Here is a 20,423-nt window from a genome sequence, read left to right on the forward strand (position 1 = left end):
GTCAGGCCTCCTTCCGGCCGCCGAAGAACCGGGTCAGGGACAGGATCACGATCAGCGCGAAGAAGATGTACGAGATCGCCGATGCGTACCCGAGCCGGTAGTTCACGAAGCCCGTGTCGTAGATGTAGAGCAGGATCGAGCGGGTGGCACCGTTCGGCCCGCCCCCGGTGAGCAGGTAGATCTGGTCGAACACCTTGAGCGAGGCGAGGATCTGCAGGGCCAGGACGAGCCAGGTGGTGCGCCCGAGCTGCGGGATCGTGATCGAGAACAATCGCCGCCAGGCACCCGCGCCGTCGATCGCCGCGGCCTCGTAGAGGTGCTCCGGGATGGCCTGCAGCGCGGCCAGGTAGAGCAGGAAGTTGAACCCGACGGTCCACCACACGGTGGCCGCGATGATCGCGATCATCGCCCAGTTCGGGTCGGTCAGCCAGCCCACCGGGTCGAGCCCGAGGGCACCGAGCCAGGTGTTGAACAGCCCGAGGTCCGGCTGGTACATCCAGGCCCAGACCTGCGTCACCACGGCGACGGGCAGCAGGAACGACGCGAAGAACGCGAACCGCCAGAGCCACTGGCCGGGTAGCCCGGTGAACACCAGGAGCGCCATCACCATGGCGACCAGGACCAGCGGGATGGTGCTGCCGACCGTGAACAGGACGGTCTGCCACAGCGTCTGCCAGACCTGGGCGTCGCCGAACGCCTCGATGAAGTTCGCGAGCCCGACGAAGCCGGGGTCGGTGCCGATCAGGGTGCGGTCGGTCAGGCTCATCCAGATGCCGTAGATGATCGGCCAGACCAGGAACACGAGGAACACGACCGCGAACGGAAGAAGGAACCAGTAGCCGCTGCGGCCGCTGTGGAGCTGTTCGGCGCGGCGCTCGGCCTCGCGCAGTGAGCGGCGCAGGTCCTTGCGTCCTGCGCTCGGGGCGGACGTCGGCGTCGCTGCCGACGCGTCGGAGGTGGTGGCACTCATGGGTTGCTCTCCCGCCCTACGCCGGTGCCGGCGTCTCGAGGAACGTGTTCATCTCGCCGATCATCATGTCGACGGCGTCCTGCGCGGTGCCCAGGCCCTGCAACGCGGTCTGCATCGCCTGGGACATGCGGTTCTGGAAGTCGCTCCCGGAGCCCGCGAACCACACCGGTGGGTCGAGGAAGATCCAGTCGGCGGCCTGTGCGTAGTTCCGCTGCGGCACCAGGTCCTGATACTCCGGGGACTCCACCACCGGGACGAGGGAGGGGATGTGCCCCGCGTCCGCCCAGCGCAGCCCTCGCTTGAGGATGGCGCCGAGCACCTCGTACGTGGCCTCGCGCCGTTCCGGGTTGGCGACCAGCTGTCTCGGCAGCACGTAGGAGTGGGAGTCGCCGAACGCCGTCGGCGTGCCGAAGATGATCGGCACGGTGGCACCGCCGAGGTCCGGGATCGCCCCCTGCAGTGACGTCTTCTCCCACACGCCGGAGAAGATCAGCCCGGTCTGCTCGGTGCTGAAGTTCGCGATCGCACCGCCGTAGTCGCTGTTGCTCGCGGCCACTGTGCCGTCGAGCATCGACTGCATGAACTCGAGCACCTCGACCGCGGCGCCGTCGTCGAACCCGACCTGTTGGCCGGGCGTGAAGTCGAAGTCCGCGCCGGTCTGGCCGTAGAACCCCCAGAACATGCGCCACGGCTGTGCGGGGTCGCTGAGGTAGCCGTAGGAGAAGCCCTCCGCACCGGTGACCTCCGCCATCGCGCGGCCGGCGTCCAGCAGGGAGTCCGGGTTGTCGATCTCGACGAGCGTGCCGTCCGGGTTCAGCAAGCCGGCCGGTTCCGCGATGGCCGGGTTGTAGAACGTGATGAACGGGTGCGTGTCCAGCGGCAGTGCGTACAGCTCGTCCTGGAAGAGAGCGCGCTCCCACAGCGCGGCCGGGAAGTCGGACTCGGTGATGCCGACCTGCCGGAGCAGGTCCAGGTCGAACGGTTCCAGGAGCCCGCCGGGCGCGTATCCGATCAGCCGCGACAGGTGCAGCACGGCCGCCTCGGGGGCGCGGCCACCGGTGGAGGCCATGGCGAGCTTCGTGTAGTACGGCGCACCCCAGGCCAACGTGGTCCGGTCGATCGTGACGTGCGGCAACTCCTCGCGGACGCCGTCGACGATCTCGCCCATGATCTCGCCGTCCGACCCGCCGAGCAGGTCCCAGATCCGCACGAGCGTGCCGGACGAGGTGGCGCTAGCCACGCTGCCGGCACAACTGCTCAGTGCACCGGCGGAGAGCAGTGTGCCGGCGCCGAGAGCACCCTGCAGCACCGATCTCCGACTCGGTCCACGGGCCCCCGACCCGGGAGTACGTAACGCGGAATTCACGGTCATCTTTGACCTCCAGGTAGGCGATGCGCACGTTAACAGCCGCACAGGACCGTCTTCGTGTCCCACACAACTTCTAACGTTGAATACAGTGATGTACCGCACAACGGCTGTCAAGGGGAGGTGGACCGTGTCGGAGGATCCGAGCGGTGCAGGAGACGGCGCGCCCGCACGGCCGGCGCGCCGGCCGAACGTGAAGGATGTGGCCGCGCTCGCCGGCGTGTCCTGGAAGACGGTCTCGAACGTGGTCAACGGCACCGCTCCGGTGCGGGACAGCACCCGCGAGCGCGTGCAGCGGGCCATCGACGAACTCGGGTACCGGCCCAACGCGGCGGGCCGCAATCTGCGCCAGGGGCGCAGCCGCCTGCTCGCCCTGGCCATCCCGGAGATCCGACTCGCGTACTTCGCGGACCTGGCCCACGCCGTCATCCTTGCCGCGAAGGCCCACGGCTACACGGTCCTCATCGACGAGACGTTCGCCGAGCCCGGCCACGAGCAGGTCGTCGCCGAAGGGTTCCGGGTGGACCTGCTCGACGGTGTCATCTTCTCCCCGCAGGCACTCGCCGACTCCGACCTCGTGGCCGCCGGCGGGCGTCTGCCGATGGTCATGCTCGGCGAGGCCACCCTGCCCGTGGACGGCGGTACGGCCGCGGCGGACCACGTCGTGATCGACAACGTGGCCTCGGCCCGCGAGGCCACCGAGCACCTCATCGCGTCCGGGCGGCGCCGGATCGGGTTCCTGGGGGTACGGGCCACCGAGACCAACGGCACCGGGGTGCTGCGGCACGCGGGCTACAAGGCCGCCCTCGAGGCGCACGGGCTCCCCGTGGAGGCCTTCCCCGCTCCGGCGTACTCCCGCCCCGGCGGCGCCGAGGTGGTCGGCGCGCTGCTCGACCGGTTCACCGGCCCAGACGCCCTCGACGGGCTCGTCTGCGCGAACGACTTCCTCGCGATCGGGGCCATGCACGTGCTGCGTGCGGCCGGGCTCCGGGTTCCGGACGACGTGGCCGTGCTCGGCTGGGACGGCACCGAGGACGGCATCTACTCGAACCCGACCCTGACCACCGTGGCGCCCGACCTGTCCGCGCTCGCGGAGCTGGCGGTGGACCTGGTGCTCGCCCGGGTGGGCGGATCGACGGCGACGCCGCAGGTGCACACCGTCGGCCACCGGCTGATCGTGCGGGAGAGCACGGTCTAGCGAGATGCCCAGTGCCCGTCCGCCGGCTCGACGAACGCGGGCTTGTTGGCCCCGTTCGTCACGAACCGGCCAACGATGTCGCGTTCGAACCACCATTCGGGCTTGACCGGGGCCGCACGCGATGGCCTAGGCTTGCCGGTGGCCGCCTACAACGTTGTATCTCGAGGAGAGATTGATGTCCGACATCCCCCGTCCGGAGTACCCCCGCCCGCAGATGGTCCGGCCCGACTGGCTGAACCTGAACGGCACCTGGCAGTTCGAGATCGACGGCGGTGACTCCGGCCTCGAGCGTGGTCTCGTCACCGCCGAGCTCAGCGGGAACATCACCGTCCCGTTCGCCCCGGAGTCCGAACTCTCCGGCGTCGAGCACGTCGACTTCATGGACGCCGTCTGGTACCGCCGCACCGTCACCGTCCCGGCCGACTGGTCCGGCCGCCGGGCGCTGCTGCACTTCGGCGCCGTCGACCATGACACGACCGTGTGGGTGAACGGCACCGAGGTGGTGCGCCACCGCGGCGGCTTCTCCCCGTTCACCGCCGACCTGCACGGCGTGGCTGCGCCCGGCGAGGAGGCCACCATCGTGGTCCGCGCCCGGGACCCCCGCCACGCGCACCAGGCTCGCGGCAAGCAGGCCACCAAGTTCAAGAACTCCGAGTGCAACTACACCCGGACCACCGGCATCTGGCAGACCGTGTGGCTGGAGCCGGTCCCGCACACCTACCTGCGCCGCCCGCGGATCACCCCGGACCTCGCCTCGACCAGCTTCACGGTGGTGGCCGCGCTGTCCGGCAACGTGCCCGGCCACAAGGTCCGTGCCGTGCTGTCCGACGACGCCGGCGAGATCGCCACCGCGACCTCCCGCGCCGACCTCGACCTCGCCCCGAGCCTGCACCTGACGGTGCCCGAGGACCGGGTCCGGCTCTGGTCCGTGGGCCAGGGCAACCTCTACGGCGTGCGGGTCGAGCTGCTCGACGCCGACGGGGCCGTGGTGGACGCCGTGGACTCCTACGCCGGTCTGCGCTCGGTCGCGATCGACGGAAGGCGGATCCTGATCAACGGCGAGCCGGTGTTCCAGCGGCTCGTGCTGGACCAGGGCTACTACCCGGACGGCCTGATGACGGCGCCGTCCGACGCGGCCCTCGTCGAGGACATCGAGCTCTCGTTGAACGCCGGCTTCAACGGCGCCCGGCTGCACCAGAAGGTCTTCGAGGAGCGGTTCCTCTACCACGCGGACCGGCTCGGCTACCTGGTCTGGGGAGAGTTCGGGGACTGGGGTATCGGCGGCGGTGGACCGGTCACGGACCACCAGCGGGTCACCGCCTCGTTCATCACCCAGTGGCTCGAGGTCCTCGACCGGGACATCTCACATCCCTCGATCGTCGGGTGGTGCCCGCTGAACGAGACCTGGCAGGTGCTGCACGACCGGATCACGGACCTCGACGACGTCACCCGCGGCATGTGGCTCGCCACGAAGGCGGCCGACCCCTCGCGGCCGGTCCTGGACACCTCCGGGTACTCCCACCGGGTCCTCGAGACCGACGTCTACGACTCCCACAACTACACCCAGGACCCGACCGTCTTCGCCGAGGAGATGGGGGACGTGGCAGGCGGCACGCCGTGGATCAACACCCACGACGGGCGCACCATCTCCCAGGACTACAACGGCCAGCCCTACTTCGTCAGCGAGTACGGCGGCATCTGGTGGAACCCGGACGCGCTCGCGGCCGCGGGCGACGACCGTGAGGAGTCCTGGGGCTACGGTCAGCGCGTCAAGGACGAGGAGGAGTTCCAGGTCCGGTTCGCCGGCCTGACCGACGTCCTGCTCGACGACGTGAACATGTTCGGCTACTGCTACACCCAGCTCACCGACGTGTTCCAGGAGGAGAACGGCATCTACCGCTTCGACCGCAGCGTCAAGCTCGACGTGGACCGTGTTCGCGCCGTGCAGCAGCGGCCGGCCGCGATCGAGGCGACCGCGCGGGTGGCCGCGCCGGGCAGCGCCGGCTGAGCCGGTCTTCGCCGAACCTGCCCGACGGCGGGGGTGGGCCCGCGTACGCGGCGCACCTTCCGCCGTCGGGCAGTCGCGTTTCGCTTCGCGGCGGCCCGATGGGCCACAATGGACCCCGCGCCGGGAGGGTTGACAGAGCGGCCGAATGTGACGGTCTTGAAAACCGTTGTGCCTCAACAGCACCAAGGGTTCGAATCCCTTACCCTCCGCCAGTGATGGCCCCGGACCCGCAAGAGTCCGGGGTCCTCCATCGGCCGCTCACAGACCGCCTCCTGACCACGCGTTCCTACCGCTGGACGGCTGGCGTGCGCGTGCTGCCGACGGTCTTCTAGAGCGCGGGGTCGACCGTGTTGCCGTGGCCGAGGACGGCCGTTGGGCAGCGTTCCACGCCGGCCTCCGCTCCCGAGCCGAACAGCTTCTGGCCCGGTTCGCCCGTGTACTGGCGCCCGTCGGAGACGTTGCCCACCAGGACGTTGTCGGTGCCGCACACCTCGTTCGCGGTGAACCGCCAGAACGAGGCCATCGCCCGGTGCGGCCAGCGGTTGCCGCCGCCGAGGAAGTCGCCCGACTCGCTGAACGTGTTGTCGCTGAAGACGTTGCGGTGCGTGTTGTTCCGCAGCCGCACCGGGTCGCCGGTGATCCGGTCGAAGTCGCTGCCGGTGACGACGTTGTCGCTGCTGCCGTTGGCCGCGTACACGCCATGCATGCAGCCGGGGCAGGCCACGTTCTCCAGGTCGCGGAAGGTCGTGTCGCTGATCTCGTTGCCGGAGGAGCCGAGCAGGTGCAGCGCGGCGTAGCCCGCGCCGTCGGGCACGTGGGCGTTGCCGAGCTGCTCGAAGACCATGTCCCGGACCACGTTGCCGTCCGTGTCCATCCGGATGCCGCCGGTGCGGTAGTTGATCACCCGCAGCCCCTCGACCACAAGACTCGGGCCACGCGCGGTGTTCAGCCAGTAGTGCAGGTTGCCGGTCGCCCTGCTGCCGTCGAACGTCGGCCGGTCCGCGCCGGTGGACAGCAGCGAGACGGTGCTCTGCGGCACGCGGCTCCACGAGACGACTGCCGGTTCGTAGTACGTGCCCGGCTCGATCCAGACGGTGGCGCTCTCGGTGTCGATCCCGGCGAGCAGCGCGGCCGCCCGGGTCAGGGTCAGCAGCGGTGCGTCGACCGAGCCGTCGTTGGTGTCGCTGCCGGTGGGGCTCAGGTAGAGCGCCGTCTCGGCCTGCGCCATCGGGGGCGGCGCGGCGGCGTGGGCCACTGCCCCTGTGGTCAGGGCGATCACGGCCGCACTCACCAGGGCCAGGCTGCTTCGGAACCTCATCGGGTCTCCTGTGGATCGTGTCTGTCTCGACGATGGGACGAACGGTGCTCCGACGGTATTGCAATCGGTTGCACGCGTCAACGTCACCGAAGGCGCGCAAGCCCCGTGGCGACGACTGAGGACTCACGGTCATCGGTCGGTCGCGCCGATCAGCCGGGGAGGGGCCTCGACGTCTCGTGGAGACTCCCTCGCCGTCCGCCGGATCCACCGGACCGGCCCCGCGGATCCGTCAGGGCCGGTCCTCCTCGATGCGGTAGGTGAAGTGCCCGCCGTAGCCGTACACGCGGCCCAGCAGCGGCAGGTCCACCGTCAGGTCCACGCGCTGCTGGTTCCTGTCGGCGTCCCAGCTCTCGCGCAGCCGGATGGTCGGGGCGACGGGGCGCGGGATCCGGACCTGGAGCCGGCCGAGCCGGAACCCGACGGTGCGGCTGGTCAGCACCAGGGCACCGGCGGCGGTATCGACATCGAACGTGGCCGCGACCGTCGCCGGGTGCCCGAGCCGGTCGACCACGCCGCCACCGGGGGAGCGGGCCACGTCGTCGGTCATGGTGAAGGTCCGACTCGGCAGGTCGAACTCCCGGGTGGCAGCGGCCCGACCGTCCACGGTCACGTTGCGGATCCGGAACGGCACGTCCCGCGCCCAGCCGGCGAACACGACCCCACGGACCTCCAGCAGACGGATCACCGGCCACAGCCAGCGGCGCGGCGTCCCGGCATGGGTGAACACGCCCGCGCCGATGCCGACGTGACCGGGCGGGATGGTGGCGAAGTACTGCTGGAGCCGAGGATGCAGCTCCTTGATCCGGGCGCCGAGCACGGCTTCGTAGGGGGAGAGCTGCGGGCCGGCCACCCGCCGATCCTACGGTCGGGCCGGACCACCGCACCGTTTTGGCCGAGGCCGCGCCGGGCAGGTACGCTGTCCCGTGTTGTTCTAGGAGACGTCGCATAGTCTGGTCTAGTGCGCATCCCTGCTAAGGATGTGACGGGGCAACCCGTCCGTGGGTTCAAATCCCACCGTCTCCGCAGCGAGGCCCCGATTCCCACTGGGAATCGGGGTTTTTCGTTGGTATGATGCGGTTTGTGGATGGTGGCTTGATGTGCAGGAGTGGGCACCAGATGGCAGTAGGTGGCACTAAAAGTGCCTCAAAACTGCCACGCTACTGCCACGGCAGATGGCCGGATCGAGGGGCTGGAGCACCCGATGGCGCGAGCAGCGCAGCTACCTTCGCCGTGGGCGCCGCGATCTACATCGTCCCGTTCAGTCACGCGTCCCTCGACAGGGCCCGCGCCGCGATTACCGCGGTGGGAAGGCGGACCTGCACCATCCTGGTGCACGGAGGGTCCCGACGAACTGGACCTCGACTTTGCAGGCGCAGCGCCTCAACCCTTGTGAGTACCAGACGGGTCTTAGTGCACATCACTAACGATGGCGGTATCTAGCGGCTAGCCGACGGGGAATTGGCAACGAGTCGTGCGCGAACGGCGGAGCCGCAGCTCAGCGAGCTGGGCGGCGGCCGATGCGCTGCTCGACGGTGACGACTTCGTCGGAGGTGTAGGCGCTACGTGTTCCGTGGATAGACATCCCCGATGCGGCGCGAGGGTTTTCAGCGGTAGAGCTGTGGGGAGATGAACTCACGACCGTAGGCGATGAGCAATCGCATGCGCTCTTCGGCCTCACGCATCTCCGTCCGTGCGCGTTCGACCTCTGTCACGAGGATGTCTGGCTCTCCTTCTGAGCCGTCGGCCACGCGCAGGTAGCGCTCAAAGATCTGGCGCTGACGCGCCACCTCTTCCGTCACCGCCTCCTGCCCTGCTCGGGTTGGTCCGTCTGACTCAAGGGGGTCCAGTGTCGGCATCGGGAGGACGATGTCGTCGATTCTGTCTCGTTTACTCATGGTTTCAGTCCACGCAGACTTGTGCGCTGAAGACAAACCCCTTCTGTGAGTGCAACGTGGTCGAGACCTCCGGTTTCGGGTTCGGCGGTGGGGATGAGGTTGATACGGCGGCCGGCGAGGACGTCACCCTGTGCAGTGTCTCTTTCACGGCCGGCCACCTGCTTTTCGGCGTCACGCTCATCGGGTTGGCTGCGTAGTGGATGCGGCATCGCTGTCAGGTCGCCCCCGGCAGGTTCGCCGCGACCGTTTGACCAGGCCGCGCGGCGCGTGCACGCGTAGTTGCTAATAATGCGCATAATCGTCTTGCCGATTGCGGCCCCGCCTCCGCACACTCTCCAGACCGCCAACATGAACGGTCGAGGAGGATCGATGTCCAGGCACCGCACCACCCAGACGGACGTGGCCGCGCTTGCCGGCGTGAGCCAGGCCACCGTGTCCTTCGTGCTCAGTGGGCGGACTCCGAGCGGGGTGCGGATCAGCGAAGAGACCCGCAAGCGGGTGCTCGACGCGATCCGGATCACGGGGTACTCGGCCAACCCGGTCGCACAGCGGCTGGCAGGCGGGCACAACCAGATCCTCGGCGTCTTCACCTATGAGGCGACGTTCCCGCGAGGTGGGCGTGACTTCTACGGTCCGTTCCTGGCAGGGATCGAACATGCCGCGGAGCAGATCGGGGTCGACCTGCTGCTCTTCACCAGTGCACGGGTCGTGGAGGGTTCGCGCAAGCTGACCCGCAGCGGCTGGCAGCGACTGGGGATCGCCGACGGATGCCTGCTGCTGGGACAGCATGAGGAACGGGCCGAGCTGCAGCACCTCCTCGACACCAATTACCCGTTCGTGTTCGTCGGCCGCCGCGAGAGCGAGGGTGGCCGGTTGCCCTTCGTCGGTGCCGACTACCGGTCGGCCACCCGGCGAGCAGCGCTCCGCGCGTGCAGCCTCGGTCATCGGCGGATCGGCTATATCGGGGCGAGTACGCGCGACCAGCCGACTCTGGACCGGATGAGTGGATATCAGGCCGCCATGACCGAGAGTGGCCTTGCTACCCAATTCGTCGTGCCTGGGGATGCCACGCAGACGGCGGCGACGATTGCTGATCTGGGCTTGAGCGCGGCACTGCTCGCTCCGGAGGTCGATCCGGATGAGCTGCGGCTGGCACTGTCCGCGCTGCGGATCCGAGTCCCCGAAGACCTGTCGGTGCTGCTCCTGGGCCAGCCGCATCATCAGCAGCCTGGACCCACGAGGTGGTCCGGGTTCACCCTTCCCCGCGAGCAGATGGGTGCGCGGGCCCTTCACCTGCTGTCGCAACTCGTCGGCACCGAAGCCGCCGATGACCAGCAGGGCACGCCCGATCTTCATCAGCTTCTCGAGTGCACAGACGTGCCCGGAGAAACCCTGACACCACCCGAAAATGCGGATCGACACGAAGCAGCGGTCCGGTCATCAACGGTGCCCCCACAGGAACGGAACAACGCGTGAGCCATACCGAGCTGAGCACCGAGGTCCTCGTGGTCGGAGCGGGCCTGGGCGGGATCGCTGCAGCGATCGCCGCTGCCGAACGAGGCGCCGCCGTCGTGCTCACCGAGGAACACCCGTGGATCGGCGGCCAGCTCACCTCCCAGGCCGTGCCGCCGGACGAGCACCCGTGGATCGAGCAGTTCGGCGCGACCGCGCGTTACCGCCAGCTCCGCGACGGAATCCGCGACGTCTACCGGCGTTCCTACCCACTGCGCCCCGAGGCTAGAGCGTGGGACGAGCTCAACCCCGGCGCCGGTTGGGTCTCCAAGCTCTGCCACGAGCCCCGTGTCGCGCTAGCCGTGCTGGAAGAGATGCTCGCGCCGTGGCGCTCTGCCGGAAGGATCAGGCTGCTCGAGCGGGTGAGGCCGTCGGCAGCGAGCGTCGACGGCGACACCATCACCGCCGTCACGCTCACCTCGGTCCGAGGCGATGACACCTCGGTCACCGTGCAGGCTGACTACGTCATCGATGCGACGGAGACCGGCGAGCTCCTGCCGTTGAGCGGCGCGGAGTACGTGACCGGGTTCGAGTCCGCCACTGAGACCGGCGAGCCGAGCGCACCCGCACAAGCGGAGCCAGACAACGTGCAGGCGCTGAGCGTCTGTTTCGTGGTGGAGCACGTCGACGGCGATCACACGATCGACAAGCCGGAGCGATACGACTTCTGGAGCTCCTACCGCCCAGACGCCTGGAACGGGGCGAACCTGCTCTCGTGGACCGCGCCGAGCCCGCGCACCCTGGAGATGGACACACGCACGTTCACGCCGAACCCTGGCGATCAGGCGTTGGCGGTGGACGCCGACCAGTCGCGCAATCCCGGCGACGGAAACCTGTGGACCTTTCGCCGCATCGCGGCGGCAGATCTCTTTGACCCGGGCCACTACGCAAGCGACCTCTGCCTGGTGAATTGGCCCAGCATCGACTACTTCCTCGCACCGGTCCTGGATGCCGAGCCCACCGAAGCAGCACGGCGGATCGCCGACGCTCGGCAGCTCAGCCTGTCGATGCTCTACTGGATGCAGACGCAGGCGCCACGAGAAGATGGCGGCGTCGGGTTTCCCGGGCTGCGGCTGCGGCCGGATGTGATGGGATCGGCAGACGGCCTCGCTCAAGCGGTCTACCACCGTGAGTCCCGCCGCATTCGGGCCGTCACGACCGTGACTGAGAACGACGTCTCCTACGCCGTTCGGGGCGAGAGTGGCGCCACCCGGTACGAGGACTCTGTGGGTGTGGGGATGTACCGCATCGACCTGCATCCCTCTACCGGCGGAGACACCTATATCGATGTCGCCTCGACCCCGTTCGAGATCCCGCTCGGTGCCCTGCTGCCACGCCGGGTGACGAATCTGATCGCCGCGAACAAGAACATCGGCACCACGCACATCACCAACGGGTGCTATCGCCTCCACCCCGTCGAGTGGAACATCGGCGAGGCTGCCGGGCATCTCGCCGCTCACTGCCTCGCACTGGGCCATACCCCGCACGAGGTGCACGGCAAGACCGACCTGCTGCTCGACTTCCAGCAGGAACTGACCAACGCCGGCCTGCAGCTGCGCTGGCCTTCGGGTGCGCACCCGTACTGAGCACACCCGCAACAACCGCAGTCAGTCCTGAGCTCGTGAACGACTCGTTCCCAGCCGACCCGATTTACGCCCCAGCAACGACGCTCTGAGGAGAGACGACGATGACCCTTTCGACCAAGCGCAGGCGCGCCACAACCCTGACCGCTGTCACAGCAGCGCTCGCCCTGACGGCCGCGTGCGGCGGCGGTAGCGGCGGCGAGGACGGTGACGGCACACCAGATGGCCCCGTCGATCTGCGGATGACGGTCTGGAGTGCCAACGAAGGACACCACGAGATCTTCGACACGATCGCCGACGCCTACGTCGAGGAGAACCCGGACCTAGTCAGCAGCGTATCGTTCGAGGCGCTTCCCATCGACACCTACGTCGACGCGCTGACCACCCAGATCGCCGGTGGGCAGGCGCCCGACATGGCGTGGATCATGGAGTCCTATGCGGCGCAGTTCGTCAGCTCCGGTGTCTTTGCCAACCTGACTCCGGCGTTCTCCGAGGCCGCGGGCTACGAGCTCGATGACCTGATCCCTGGAGCGATCGAGCTGTGGTCCAGCGAGGGTGATCTCTATGGCTACCCGTTCTCCAACAGTCCATTCGGTGTGTACGCCAACCTCGATCTGCTCGAGCAGGCTGGCCAGGACGACCCCCGTGACCTGATCGCCAGTGGCGAGTGGACCTACGACGCGATGATGGCGATGGCCGCTGAGGTCTCGTCGCAGACCGACGCTGCCGGCTTCATCTCCAGCGGTGACTCGTACAGCAACTGGAACGGGGCGCTCGGCCACATGTGGCTCTCGTGGGGCGCGCAGCCATGGAGCGAGGACGGCACCCAGTGCCAGTTCACCGATCCGGAGGTGGTGGAGTTCTTCGACTGGTTCCACACGCAGGCATTCGAGCGGGGTGCCACGCCCCTGCCCGGTGAGGAGTTCGACTTCGCCTCGGGCCAGGCCGGCCTGATGATGTCGCAGATGAGCGCGTCCACGGGTCTGGGGGAGGACTTCGAGTGGGACTTCCTCCCGCTGCCTTCCGGTCCCGCGGGCCAGGTGTCGGTGGTGGGACAGGGCGGAGTCGGCGTGCTCTCCCAGAGCGAGCACCCCGAGGTGGCGGCGGACTTCCTGGCGTACTTCACCAACCCCGAGAACTCGCGGCTCCTCGCGCAGTACTTCCCGCCGCCGCGCACCTCGCTGCTGACGATCGACACGCTTGCCGAAGCAGCACCGAACCTCACGAGTGAGCAGATCCAGACCGCCGTGATCGACCAGTCGGTCACGGCCGTCACGAAGATGGGCCACCCGCAGATGAGTGAGATCGCGGACCCGGTGCGCATCGCGCTCGACTCGCTGTGGCAGCCGAACTCCGACACCGCGAGCGTGATGTCACAGATCTGCTCCGACATCGAGCCGATCATCTCCGGTAGCTGATGAGCTCGACTTCCGCCACCGCGAGGCGCGGTGAGCCATCCCTGGGTGGCTCATCGCGCCGGCTCAGACGGATCGACGCCGTCGTCGGGCTTGCGTTCGTGGCACCGGTTATCGTCGGCGTGCTGGCGCTCGGCCTCGTGCCCTTCGGGTACGTGATCTGGTACGCGCTTCACGACTGGAACCCGTTGGTGGCCACCTTCGACTGGGTGGGCGGAGACAACTTCCGCGCGCTGCTGAGCGACTCGACGGTCTGGGCGTCGCTGGGGGTGACGTTCACCTTCGCGATCCTGTTGATGGTCCTCAATGTCACGCTGGCGATGGTCCTGGCTGTGCTGCTCGTGCAGAAGCTTCCAGGCACGACGACGTTCCGGACGTTCTTCTTCTCCCCGGTCATCGTCTCCACCGTGGCATGGGTGCTGATCTGGAACTTTCTGGTGGCATCGAACGGCGGCATCAACGGATTCCTCGCCACCATCGGCATCAGCGGGCCGAACTGGCTGCGCGACCCCAGCTGGGCGCTGGTGACCGTGGTCGTCATCCAGGTGTTCAAGGGTGTCGGAATGAACATGATCTTGTTCATCGCGGCGCTGCAGAACGTCCCCGGAGATCTGAAGGAGGCAGCACGCATCGACGGCGCCGGTCCCCGCCGGGTTTTCACTTCCATCACGCTGCCGCTGATGACGCCGACGATCCTGCTCGTCACCATGATCACCCTGATCAGTGCGATGGATGTGTTCGCACCGATCCAGATCCTGACCGAGGGCGGGCCGGGGCGCTCCACCACGGTGATCTCCTATCTGCTCTACCGCACCGCGTTCGTGCAGCAGGACTTCGGTTACGCCTCAGCGATCGGCGTCGTGCTGTTCTTCGTCGTGCTGGCGATGGCGGCCCTGCAGTGGGGCACGCGCAAGAAGTGGGTGCACGATGAGGTCTGACCAAGCACTCCTGGTCCGTGAGGCCGGGCCGGCCACGGCGTCTGACCCGGCGCCCGGGAAAGACCGGATCCGGGCCACCCGCCGTCGCCGTGCTTCGAAGATCGCGATGTACGCGCTGCTCATCATCATGAGCATCCCGTTCGTCTACCCGATGCTGTGGATGGTGTTCTCGGCCTTCAAGCCAGCAAACGAGATCTTCGCGATCCCGCCCACGCTCTTCCCGAGCGAGTGGACACTTGACGGCGTGGCACGCATCTTCACGGTGCAGCCGTTCGCGCAGCAGTACCTCAACTCGCTGTACATCGCGGCACTGGTCACCCTTGGGTCGGTGATCGTGGGCTCGCTCGCGGGGTATGCGTTCGCCCGCATCAGGTTCCCCTTCGCCTCCGTGCTCTTCCTTTTCCTGATGGCCGGTTTGTTCATCCCGACCGAGGTCACGATCATCCCGATCTTCCGTTGGGTCGCGTCCCTCGGGCTGATGAACACTCACGTGCCGCTCATCATCCTTCCGATCCTGGGGCCGGCGTCGATCGTCGCGGTTTTCATCTTTCGGCAGTTCTTCCTCTCCCTGCCTGTGGAGCTGGAAGAGGCTGGACGGCTCGATGGTCTGGGGCGACTCGGCATCTTCTTGCGGATCGCGCTCCCACTTGCTGGCCCGGCGATCGGCGCGGTCTCGATCATGAAGTTCTTGGCTTCCTTCAACATGTACTTCGAGCCGCTGATCTTCCTTCGCAGCGAGAATCTCTTCACCGTGGGACTGGGCCTGACCCGGTACCAGGACCACTACGGCGAACCGATCCACAACACCCAGATCGGCGCCACAGCGCTGACGGTCATCCCTGTGGTCATCGTCTTCCTGCTCGCTCAGCGGCAGTTCGTTGAAGGCCTGTCCCGCACCGGGCTGAAGGGGTGACGCTGCCACAACCAGTCAGCGCTCCCCAGGGTGCACAGCCAGGGGCGTGCCCCCCGTTCATCACAGAACACTCTCATCAGACAAAGGAGTCACCATGTCTCACCGTGCCGAGCACACCTTATCCCGACGGGCCTTGATGGCCGGCGTCGGGGCGGCCTCGATCGCTGCCATCGCCGCACGTGGCCTACAGTCCGCACCGACCGCCTACGCCACGTCCGCAGGCACCGTGCTGCCGCTGGTTGATCCGCTCAGCTCTGAGCCTGATCGTTCCCAGTTCGGCGACACCGAGCACGTGTTCGCGGCGTACCTCACGGTGGTGGCGCCGATCGCGAACAGCATCCGCGATGAGGATCCTCACTACGGGTGGATGGAGGATGGCTGGTGGCGTTCACCCGAGCAGCCGTACAACGCCCGCGAGATGGAGCAGGTGGCCACGCTGTCGTGGTTCCTGACGCACGAGCGCTCGTGGAATCCGTACTTTGGGGACGCCAAGCTGCGCGACCGGATTGAAGCTGCACTGAGCTACTACCTCGGCAGCCAGCTGCCGAACGGCTCCTGGTCGGAGTATGAGTGGAACGTCCCGCACCTGGCCCCGACTGGCTTCGGCAGCGTGGCACTGTCCACGACCTACCGGTATCTCGATGAAGCGGGTGAGCTGAGGGACTGGCTGCCCCAGATCGAGGCGGCCGTGCGCGCATCGAGCGCCTGGCTTGTCGATCGGTCACTGGCGCACTGGCGTCAGCCCACGCCGTACACCAACCAGGTCGTCGCCGGGCTCGCGGGTGCGAGCATGACGGCGGAGCTCTTCGGCGATGAGGACCTGTCCGCTGAGGTCTCGGAGTGCTGGGAGACGCTGCGCGTTCATGGCATCTCAGGGGCCGGGCACAGTCACGAGCCGCTGGCCTACGACTTCGACTACTCCTTCATCGTCGCGATGCCCGATCTAGGGGCGGGATACCTCGCCGGCTTCAGCGAGCCTGTCGAGATGGCGCGATCGATGGCGGAGTTCATCTCCTACGCCAGCGTTCTGGAGCCCGACCGTGCAGGCTTCTTGAACTGGAGTGCCGCGTCAGCGCGCATCGCGGCCTTCACCCACGAGCTGCAGCCAGACGAGGTGCAGGATCGCACCTCGCTCGGCCGAGCGCTCATCGGTGAGGTGCCGGTGCTCGCCGCCTTCCACCCGACCGACGCCGAGATCATCGCGGCTCGAGAAGCATGGAAGACCGACCCTGGGCCCATCGTGCCGTTGGAGAAGAAGCGCACCTCTCCTCGCACCTGGATGCACAGCAGCGAGGCGCCGCTAGGGGTCAGCGAAGAGGTGCGAGAGGAAGCCATCGCGACCTTGCCGTACCTCGCTTCCGATCGGTTCACCGAGTTCCGCCAGGCGGGTTCGGTCGATCTCGACTACCTCTTCGTTCGACGTCCGTCGTACTACCTCACCACGCTGCTGGGAAGGCGCGCTGGTCACGGCGGCCCCTATCAGCGGCTCCGGATGGGGCCAGGGCTGCTCTGGCACCCGTCGATGGGTGCGGTCATCATGGTGCTGAACAGCAACGACGAGGATGCCTGGGGGCCGTTCCCCGAGGCGTCGGCGGTGACGAGGGTCGAGGTAGCCCGCAGCTATTACGCCGAGCCGTACGGTGAGGGTGGAAAGTTGGCGGTCGATCAGGTTGGCGCCATCGAGGGTGACTTCAGCGCCGCGTATCTCGACCGCGCCAATGGCAGCCACGTGGTCATCTCCTTCTTCGATGACTCGTTCGTGCAGACCATCAAGACCGATGATCCTGGGCGCGCGGTCATCCCGCTGCTGATGCAGCCAGGTGACCTGCTGACCTTCTCCGACGGAACCGAGGTCACCTACGGCGACTCTGTGGACCTGACGGGGATCACCGATTTCAGGTTGGAGCGTGGCGCGGGCGTGCTGGTCGTCGAACTTGGGAACTCCAGTGCGGTCACGTTTGACACCACCGATCGGGTCAGGATGTCTGACACGCGGCGTCAACACCTGATTCGGGTCGAGCACGGGGGCTCGCTCCAGGTTACCTACGCGTTCGAAGGTCCCGTTGAAACGGCTACGCAGGTCCCAGGATCCGGCGTGCTCAGCTCGGACAACGGCCACCGCGGCACCGATGACGGCAACTATGACATCACGATGAATCTGTGGTGGGGCACCAACGCTCACGCGATGCGGCTACTAGAAAACGGCAAGCTCATCGCGCACCGCAACCTCGTAGCGCGCTCACCGCAGGCGCAGGCGATCAGCGTCCCGGTGCGCGGCCGCCGGAACGGTGACTACCACTACACCGCTGAACTCCTCAACGCGGCCGGCACCGTTCAAACCAGCGCCGTCACAGTTGAGGTTCGGCACGCCGACCCGGGCGCGGCCGTACTTTCGCACAACAACTACTCGGGTGCCCGTGACTTCGTAGTCACCACCAACATGTGGTGGGGCACCAATGCAGACTGGTACCGCCTATACGAGAACGACAGCCTCATCGACGAACGGGCGCTGGAGAACAACACCCCGCACGCACAGGCTGCAAGTACGCAGATCACCGACCGTGAGCCCGGGACGTACGTCTATCGCTCCGAACTCCTCAACCCCGCCGGCATCACCAGTTCTGAAGAGATCCGGGTCGTCGTGAACTGACCAGGCATCATGAAGCCAGCAGTGTTGCCTTGTCTGGTGCGGAGGTCGCGGCCGCGTACTGGTCGCTCAGCATCCACATCGAGAACGTCGCTTCTCGGGAGACGAAGAAGAGTGCGAGGCTGAACATGCCGACGACCAGTGCCAGGAGTGCTCATGCGGGGGCCTCTTGGCGGACCACCACGTAGAGCGCAAGGTAGAAGGGGATCATGACGAGGTAGTCGAGGGTGAGGAGGAGGTCGAGGCTGAGAAGCCCGAGCAGCGGGTTCTCCTGGAACAGGGTGAAGAATCCCTCGACGGTGTTTGGCGGTGGGCTGAGGATGAAGACGGCTGCTTGGAGGGGGATCATCACCACCACGAACAACGCGGCGGCGGCGCCTAGTCTGGCCAGCTCGGGGTGGATGGCGTCCGGGTCTCGCACGGGGGATGATCTGCCGGGTGTTTCTCGGACAGGGGTCCTGTAATTGTTATGCGGCGGTTGCTAGCGATTGGTAGTTGTCGTGGACTTCGTTTGGGGTGCGGTAGCCGATCGCTGAGTGGAGCCTTCGTGGATTGTAGCGGGTCTCGATGTATCTGGCGATATCTTTCATCGCATGGGTTCGGGTCGGGTAGACGGTGCGGTGCACGAGTTCGTTCTTGAGTGCGGCGAAGAAGGATTCCGCCATCGCGTTGTCGTAGCAGATTCCAGTCCGACCCACTGAGCGGCGAATGTCGAAATCGGCCAAGTGATCTGCCGCGTGTTTCTCGGACAGGGGTCCTGTAATTGTTATGCGGCGGTTGCTAGCGATTGGTAGTTGTCGTGGACTTCGTTTGGGGTGCGGTAGCCGATCGCTGAGTGGAGCCTTCGTGGATTGTAGCGGGTCTCGATGTATTTGGCGATATCTTTCATCGCGTGGGTTCGGGTCGGGTAGACGGTGCGGTGCACGAGTTCGTTCTTGAGCGCGGCGAAGAAGGATTCCGCCATCGCATTGTCGTAGCAGATGCCAGTCCGACCCACTGAGCGGCGAATGTCGAGATCGGCCAGCACTTTCCCGTAATCGAAAGACGTGTAATTGCTGCCTCGGTCGGAATGGAACACGGCTCCGGGGGCCAGGGTGGTGCGGGACGCGGCGTGGGTGATCGCGGCGGTGATCAACGGGGTCTGGTAGTGGTCATCCATCGCCCAGCCGATGATCTTCTTGCTGTAGCAATCGATCACGGTGGCGAGGTAGACCCACCCTTCCCAGGTCGGGATGTAGGTGATGTCACCGACCATCTTCGTCCCGGGAGCGTCGGCGGTGAAGTCGCGCCCGAGCAGGTCCGCGATCGCCGGCTGGTCGGCGTCCTGGGCGGTCAGGTTGAGCCGGAACGGGCGGGGCTGACACGGCACCAGGTCGAGTTCTCGCATGAGTTGGCGGACCAGGTCGGGATCGACCGTGATACCGCTGCGGGCCAACTCGGCGTGCACCCGCCGGTAGCCGTAGGTCTCATCGGAGGCTGTGAAGACGTGCTCGATCAGCACCGCGAGCTCGGCGCGGCGGGCCGCGGTGGCCGAGGCAGGCCGGGACCGCCAGTCGTAGAACCCCGATCTCGAGACCGACATCCACCTGCACATCAGATGAATCGGATACACGCACAGGACGGTGAGCATGGTCTCGATGAATTCGTACTTCTCGCTCACCGGTGATCCTGGGCGAAGTACGAGGCTGCTTTTTTTAGGAACTCGTTCTCCATCTTCACTTCACGCAGTTCCCTTTCGGCCTCACGCAGTCGAGCACGTTCACTCACATCCAACGGGGGTTCCTCGCCAGCGTGGTCACGGCGGTACTTGTTCACCCAATTCCCCAAGGTCCCCTCGTTAACCCCGAGCTCACGCGCGACCTGGGCAATAGGACGCGAATTCTCGAGCACCATCTTCACAGCGTCCTCGCGGAACTCCAACGAGAACGTCCTCTTACTACGAGCCATCATCGAACTCCTCAGATCGGTGGAACTAATGTATCCACTGTCCGAGAACCACGGGGCAGGTCAAAGGCTTTCCCGTAATCGAAAGACGTGTAATTGCTGCCTCGGTCGGAATGGAACACGGCTCCGGGTGCCAGGGTGGTGCGGGACGCGGCGTGGGTGATCGCGGCGGTGATCAACGGGCTCTGGTAGTGGTCATCCATCGCCCAGCCGATGATCTTCTTGCTGTAGCAATCGATCACGGTGGCGAGGTAGACCCATCCTTCCCAGGTCGGGATGTAGGTGATGTCCTATGCCGACCTCCGGACTACAGCGTCAGCGTCCGCGGACAGCAACGCGTTGATCATGGTCTGCAGCAACTGCCGCATCAGATCCGGAGACGCTTCAGCAAGGGCTTCACCGAGCACGCCAGCAGGGTCGACAATATGAGGAGCGGTCATCGTGATGATGCCTTTCGAGTGGGATGTGAGAGTTTCCTCGAAGGATCACACGGTGACCGCGCCCTCGTCAGCGACGAGCCGGGCCACCGTGCGCTACACCACTATGCGGGACTCAACTGGCTTCCTCGGGTCGCAGGTGTGCCCCGCGGCCTAGGGCGTGTCTCCTAATGCTCGGAGCCAGATGGTGATGGCGCGTAGGACGAGGCCGCCGCGGTAGGTCAGGGCGAGTTTGTCGTAGCGGGTGGCCAGGGCGCGCCATTGCTTGAAGATGTTGAA

Annotated in this window: 15 protein-coding genes, 2 tRNA genes and 4 pseudogenes; 10 read left to right on the plus strand and 11 right to left on the minus strand. The window is 66.6% G+C overall.

What is annotated here, in order from left to right; translation table 11 throughout:
- Position 1: 1 nt before the first annotated feature.
- Together KCQ71_RS24830 and KCQ71_RS24835 are read right to left on the minus strand one after the other, a co-directional pair.
- Positions 2-970, minus strand: coding sequence for a carbohydrate ABC transporter permease (locus tag KCQ71_RS24830; RefSeq protein ID WP_223411385.1), 969 nt, complete (start codon positions 968-970; stop codon positions 2-4).
- Positions 971-986: 16 nt separating this feature from the next.
- Positions 987-2,279, minus strand: coding sequence for a type 2 periplasmic-binding domain-containing protein (locus KCQ71_RS24835; protein WP_223411386.1), 1,293 nt, complete (start codon positions 2,277-2,279; stop codon positions 987-989).
- Positions 2,280-2,466: 187 nt separating this feature from the next.
- On the opposite strand from KCQ71_RS24835, the gene KCQ71_RS24840 reads away from it, so the two are divergent.
- From KCQ71_RS24840 to KCQ71_RS24850, 3 genes are all read left to right on the plus strand, one after another.
- Positions 2,467-3,534, plus strand: coding sequence for a LacI family DNA-binding transcriptional regulator (locus tag KCQ71_RS24840; protein ID WP_223411387.1), 1,068 nt, complete (start codon positions 2,467-2,469; stop codon positions 3,532-3,534).
- Between the two features lie 175 nt (positions 3,535-3,709).
- Positions 3,710-5,542, plus strand: coding sequence for a glycoside hydrolase family 2 protein (locus KCQ71_RS24845; RefSeq protein ID WP_223411388.1), 1,833 nt, complete (start codon positions 3,710-3,712; stop codon positions 5,540-5,542).
- Between the two features lie 123 nt (positions 5,543-5,665).
- A tRNA-Ser gene (locus tag KCQ71_RS24850) sits at positions 5,666-5,754 on the plus strand.
- A 116-nt stretch (positions 5,755-5,870) separates the two neighbouring features.
- Here the strand turns inward: KCQ71_RS24850 and KCQ71_RS24855 are convergent.
- Both KCQ71_RS24855 and KCQ71_RS24860 read right to left on the minus strand, forming a co-directional pair.
- Positions 5,871-6,860, minus strand: a complete 990-nt coding sequence (locus KCQ71_RS24855) for a right-handed parallel beta-helix repeat-containing protein (protein ID WP_223411389.1) — start codon at positions 6,858-6,860, stop codon at positions 5,871-5,873.
- 229 nt (positions 6,861-7,089) lie between these two features.
- A complete protein-coding gene (locus tag KCQ71_RS24860; RefSeq protein WP_223411390.1) occupies positions 7,090-7,710 on the minus strand; it encodes a DUF4166 domain-containing protein in 621 nt (206 codons plus the stop codon).
- Between the two features lie 84 nt (positions 7,711-7,794).
- On the opposite strand from KCQ71_RS24860, the gene KCQ71_RS24865 reads away from it, so the two are divergent.
- Positions 7,795-7,883, plus strand: a tRNA-Ser gene (locus KCQ71_RS24865).
- 581 nt (positions 7,884-8,464) lie between these two features.
- Here the strand turns inward: KCQ71_RS24865 and KCQ71_RS24870 are convergent.
- Entirely contained in the window at positions 8,465-8,755 is a 291-nt protein-coding gene (locus KCQ71_RS24870; protein WP_223411391.1) for a hypothetical protein, read from the minus strand.
- A 91-nt stretch (positions 8,756-8,846) separates the two neighbouring features.
- Positions 8,847-8,999: pseudogene (locus tag KCQ71_RS24875) on the minus strand (transposase); the annotation flags it as partial.
- Positions 9,000-9,154: 155 nt separating this feature from the next.
- On the opposite strand from KCQ71_RS24875, the gene KCQ71_RS24880 reads away from it, so the two are divergent.
- The 6 genes from KCQ71_RS24880 (at position 9,155) to KCQ71_RS24905 (ending at position 17,766) form a co-directional block, all read left to right on the plus strand.
- Positions 9,155-10,231 (plus strand): LacI family DNA-binding transcriptional regulator, encoded by a 1,077-nt coding sequence (locus KCQ71_RS24880; protein ID WP_308116696.1) that lies wholly within the window; start codon positions 9,155-9,157, stop codon positions 10,229-10,231.
- The gene (locus KCQ71_RS24885; protein ID WP_223411393.1) at positions 10,228-11,853 is read left to right on the plus strand and encodes an FAD-dependent oxidoreductase; all 1,626 of its coding nucleotides are present in this window, start codon (positions 10,228-10,230) and stop codon (positions 11,851-11,853) included. Before KCQ71_RS24880 ends, KCQ71_RS24885 begins: the two co-directional genes overlap by 4 nt.
- A gap of 101 nt (positions 11,854-11,954) precedes the next feature.
- The gene (locus tag KCQ71_RS24890) at positions 11,955-13,268 is read left to right on the plus strand and encodes an ABC transporter substrate-binding protein (RefSeq protein ID WP_223411394.1); all 1,314 of its coding nucleotides are present in this window, start codon (positions 11,955-11,957) and stop codon (positions 13,266-13,268) included.
- A 98-nt stretch (positions 13,269-13,366) separates the two neighbouring features.
- On the plus strand, positions 13,367-14,203 hold the full coding sequence (locus tag KCQ71_RS24895) for a carbohydrate ABC transporter permease (RefSeq protein ID WP_223411395.1): 837 nt from the start codon (positions 13,367-13,369) through the stop codon (positions 14,201-14,203).
- Positions 14,193-15,116, plus strand: a complete 924-nt coding sequence (locus KCQ71_RS24900; protein ID WP_223411396.1) for a carbohydrate ABC transporter permease — start codon at positions 14,193-14,195, stop codon at positions 15,114-15,116. The genes KCQ71_RS24895 and KCQ71_RS24900 overlap by 11 nt, the downstream gene beginning before the upstream one ends.
- A gap of 94 nt (positions 15,117-15,210) precedes the next feature.
- Positions 15,211-17,766: an early set domain-containing protein gene (locus tag KCQ71_RS24905; protein WP_223411397.1), complete on the plus strand. Its 2,556-nt coding sequence runs from the start codon at positions 15,211-15,213 to the stop codon at positions 17,764-17,766.
- A gap of 151 nt (positions 17,767-17,917) precedes the next feature.
- Here KCQ71_RS24905 and KCQ71_RS24910 read toward each other — a convergent pair whose 3' ends face one another.
- The 5 genes and pseudogenes from KCQ71_RS24910 to KCQ71_RS24930 all read right to left on the minus strand — a co-directional run.
- Positions 17,918-18,184, minus strand: coding sequence for a hypothetical protein (locus tag KCQ71_RS24910; RefSeq protein WP_223411398.1), 267 nt, complete (start codon positions 18,182-18,184; stop codon positions 17,918-17,920).
- 46 nt (positions 18,185-18,230) lie between these two features.
- Positions 18,231-18,470, minus strand: a pseudogene (locus tag KCQ71_RS24915) (integrase core domain-containing protein); the annotation flags it as partial.
- A 59-nt stretch (positions 18,471-18,529) separates the two neighbouring features.
- A protein-coding gene (locus KCQ71_RS24920; RefSeq protein WP_223411400.1) for an IS3 family transposase occupies positions 18,530-19,710 on the minus strand; the annotation gives its coding sequence in 2 pieces (ribosomal slippage) (positions 18,530-19,446 and positions 19,446-19,710; 1,182 coding nt in all).
- Between the two features lie 74 nt (positions 19,711-19,784).
- Positions 19,785-19,997 (minus strand): annotated as a pseudogene (locus KCQ71_RS24925) (DDE-type integrase/transposase/recombinase); the annotation flags it as partial.
- Positions 19,998-20,012: 15 nt separating this feature from the next.
- Positions 20,013-20,147 (minus strand): annotated as a pseudogene (locus KCQ71_RS24930) (IS256 family transposase); the annotation flags it as partial.
- Positions 20,148-20,423: the final 276 nt, after the last annotated feature.

Source organism: Occultella gossypii, assembly GCF_019947135.1.
In the GTDB taxonomy this organism is placed as follows: domain Bacteria; phylum Actinomycetota; class Actinomycetes; order Actinomycetales; family Beutenbergiaceae; genus Occultella; species Occultella gossypii.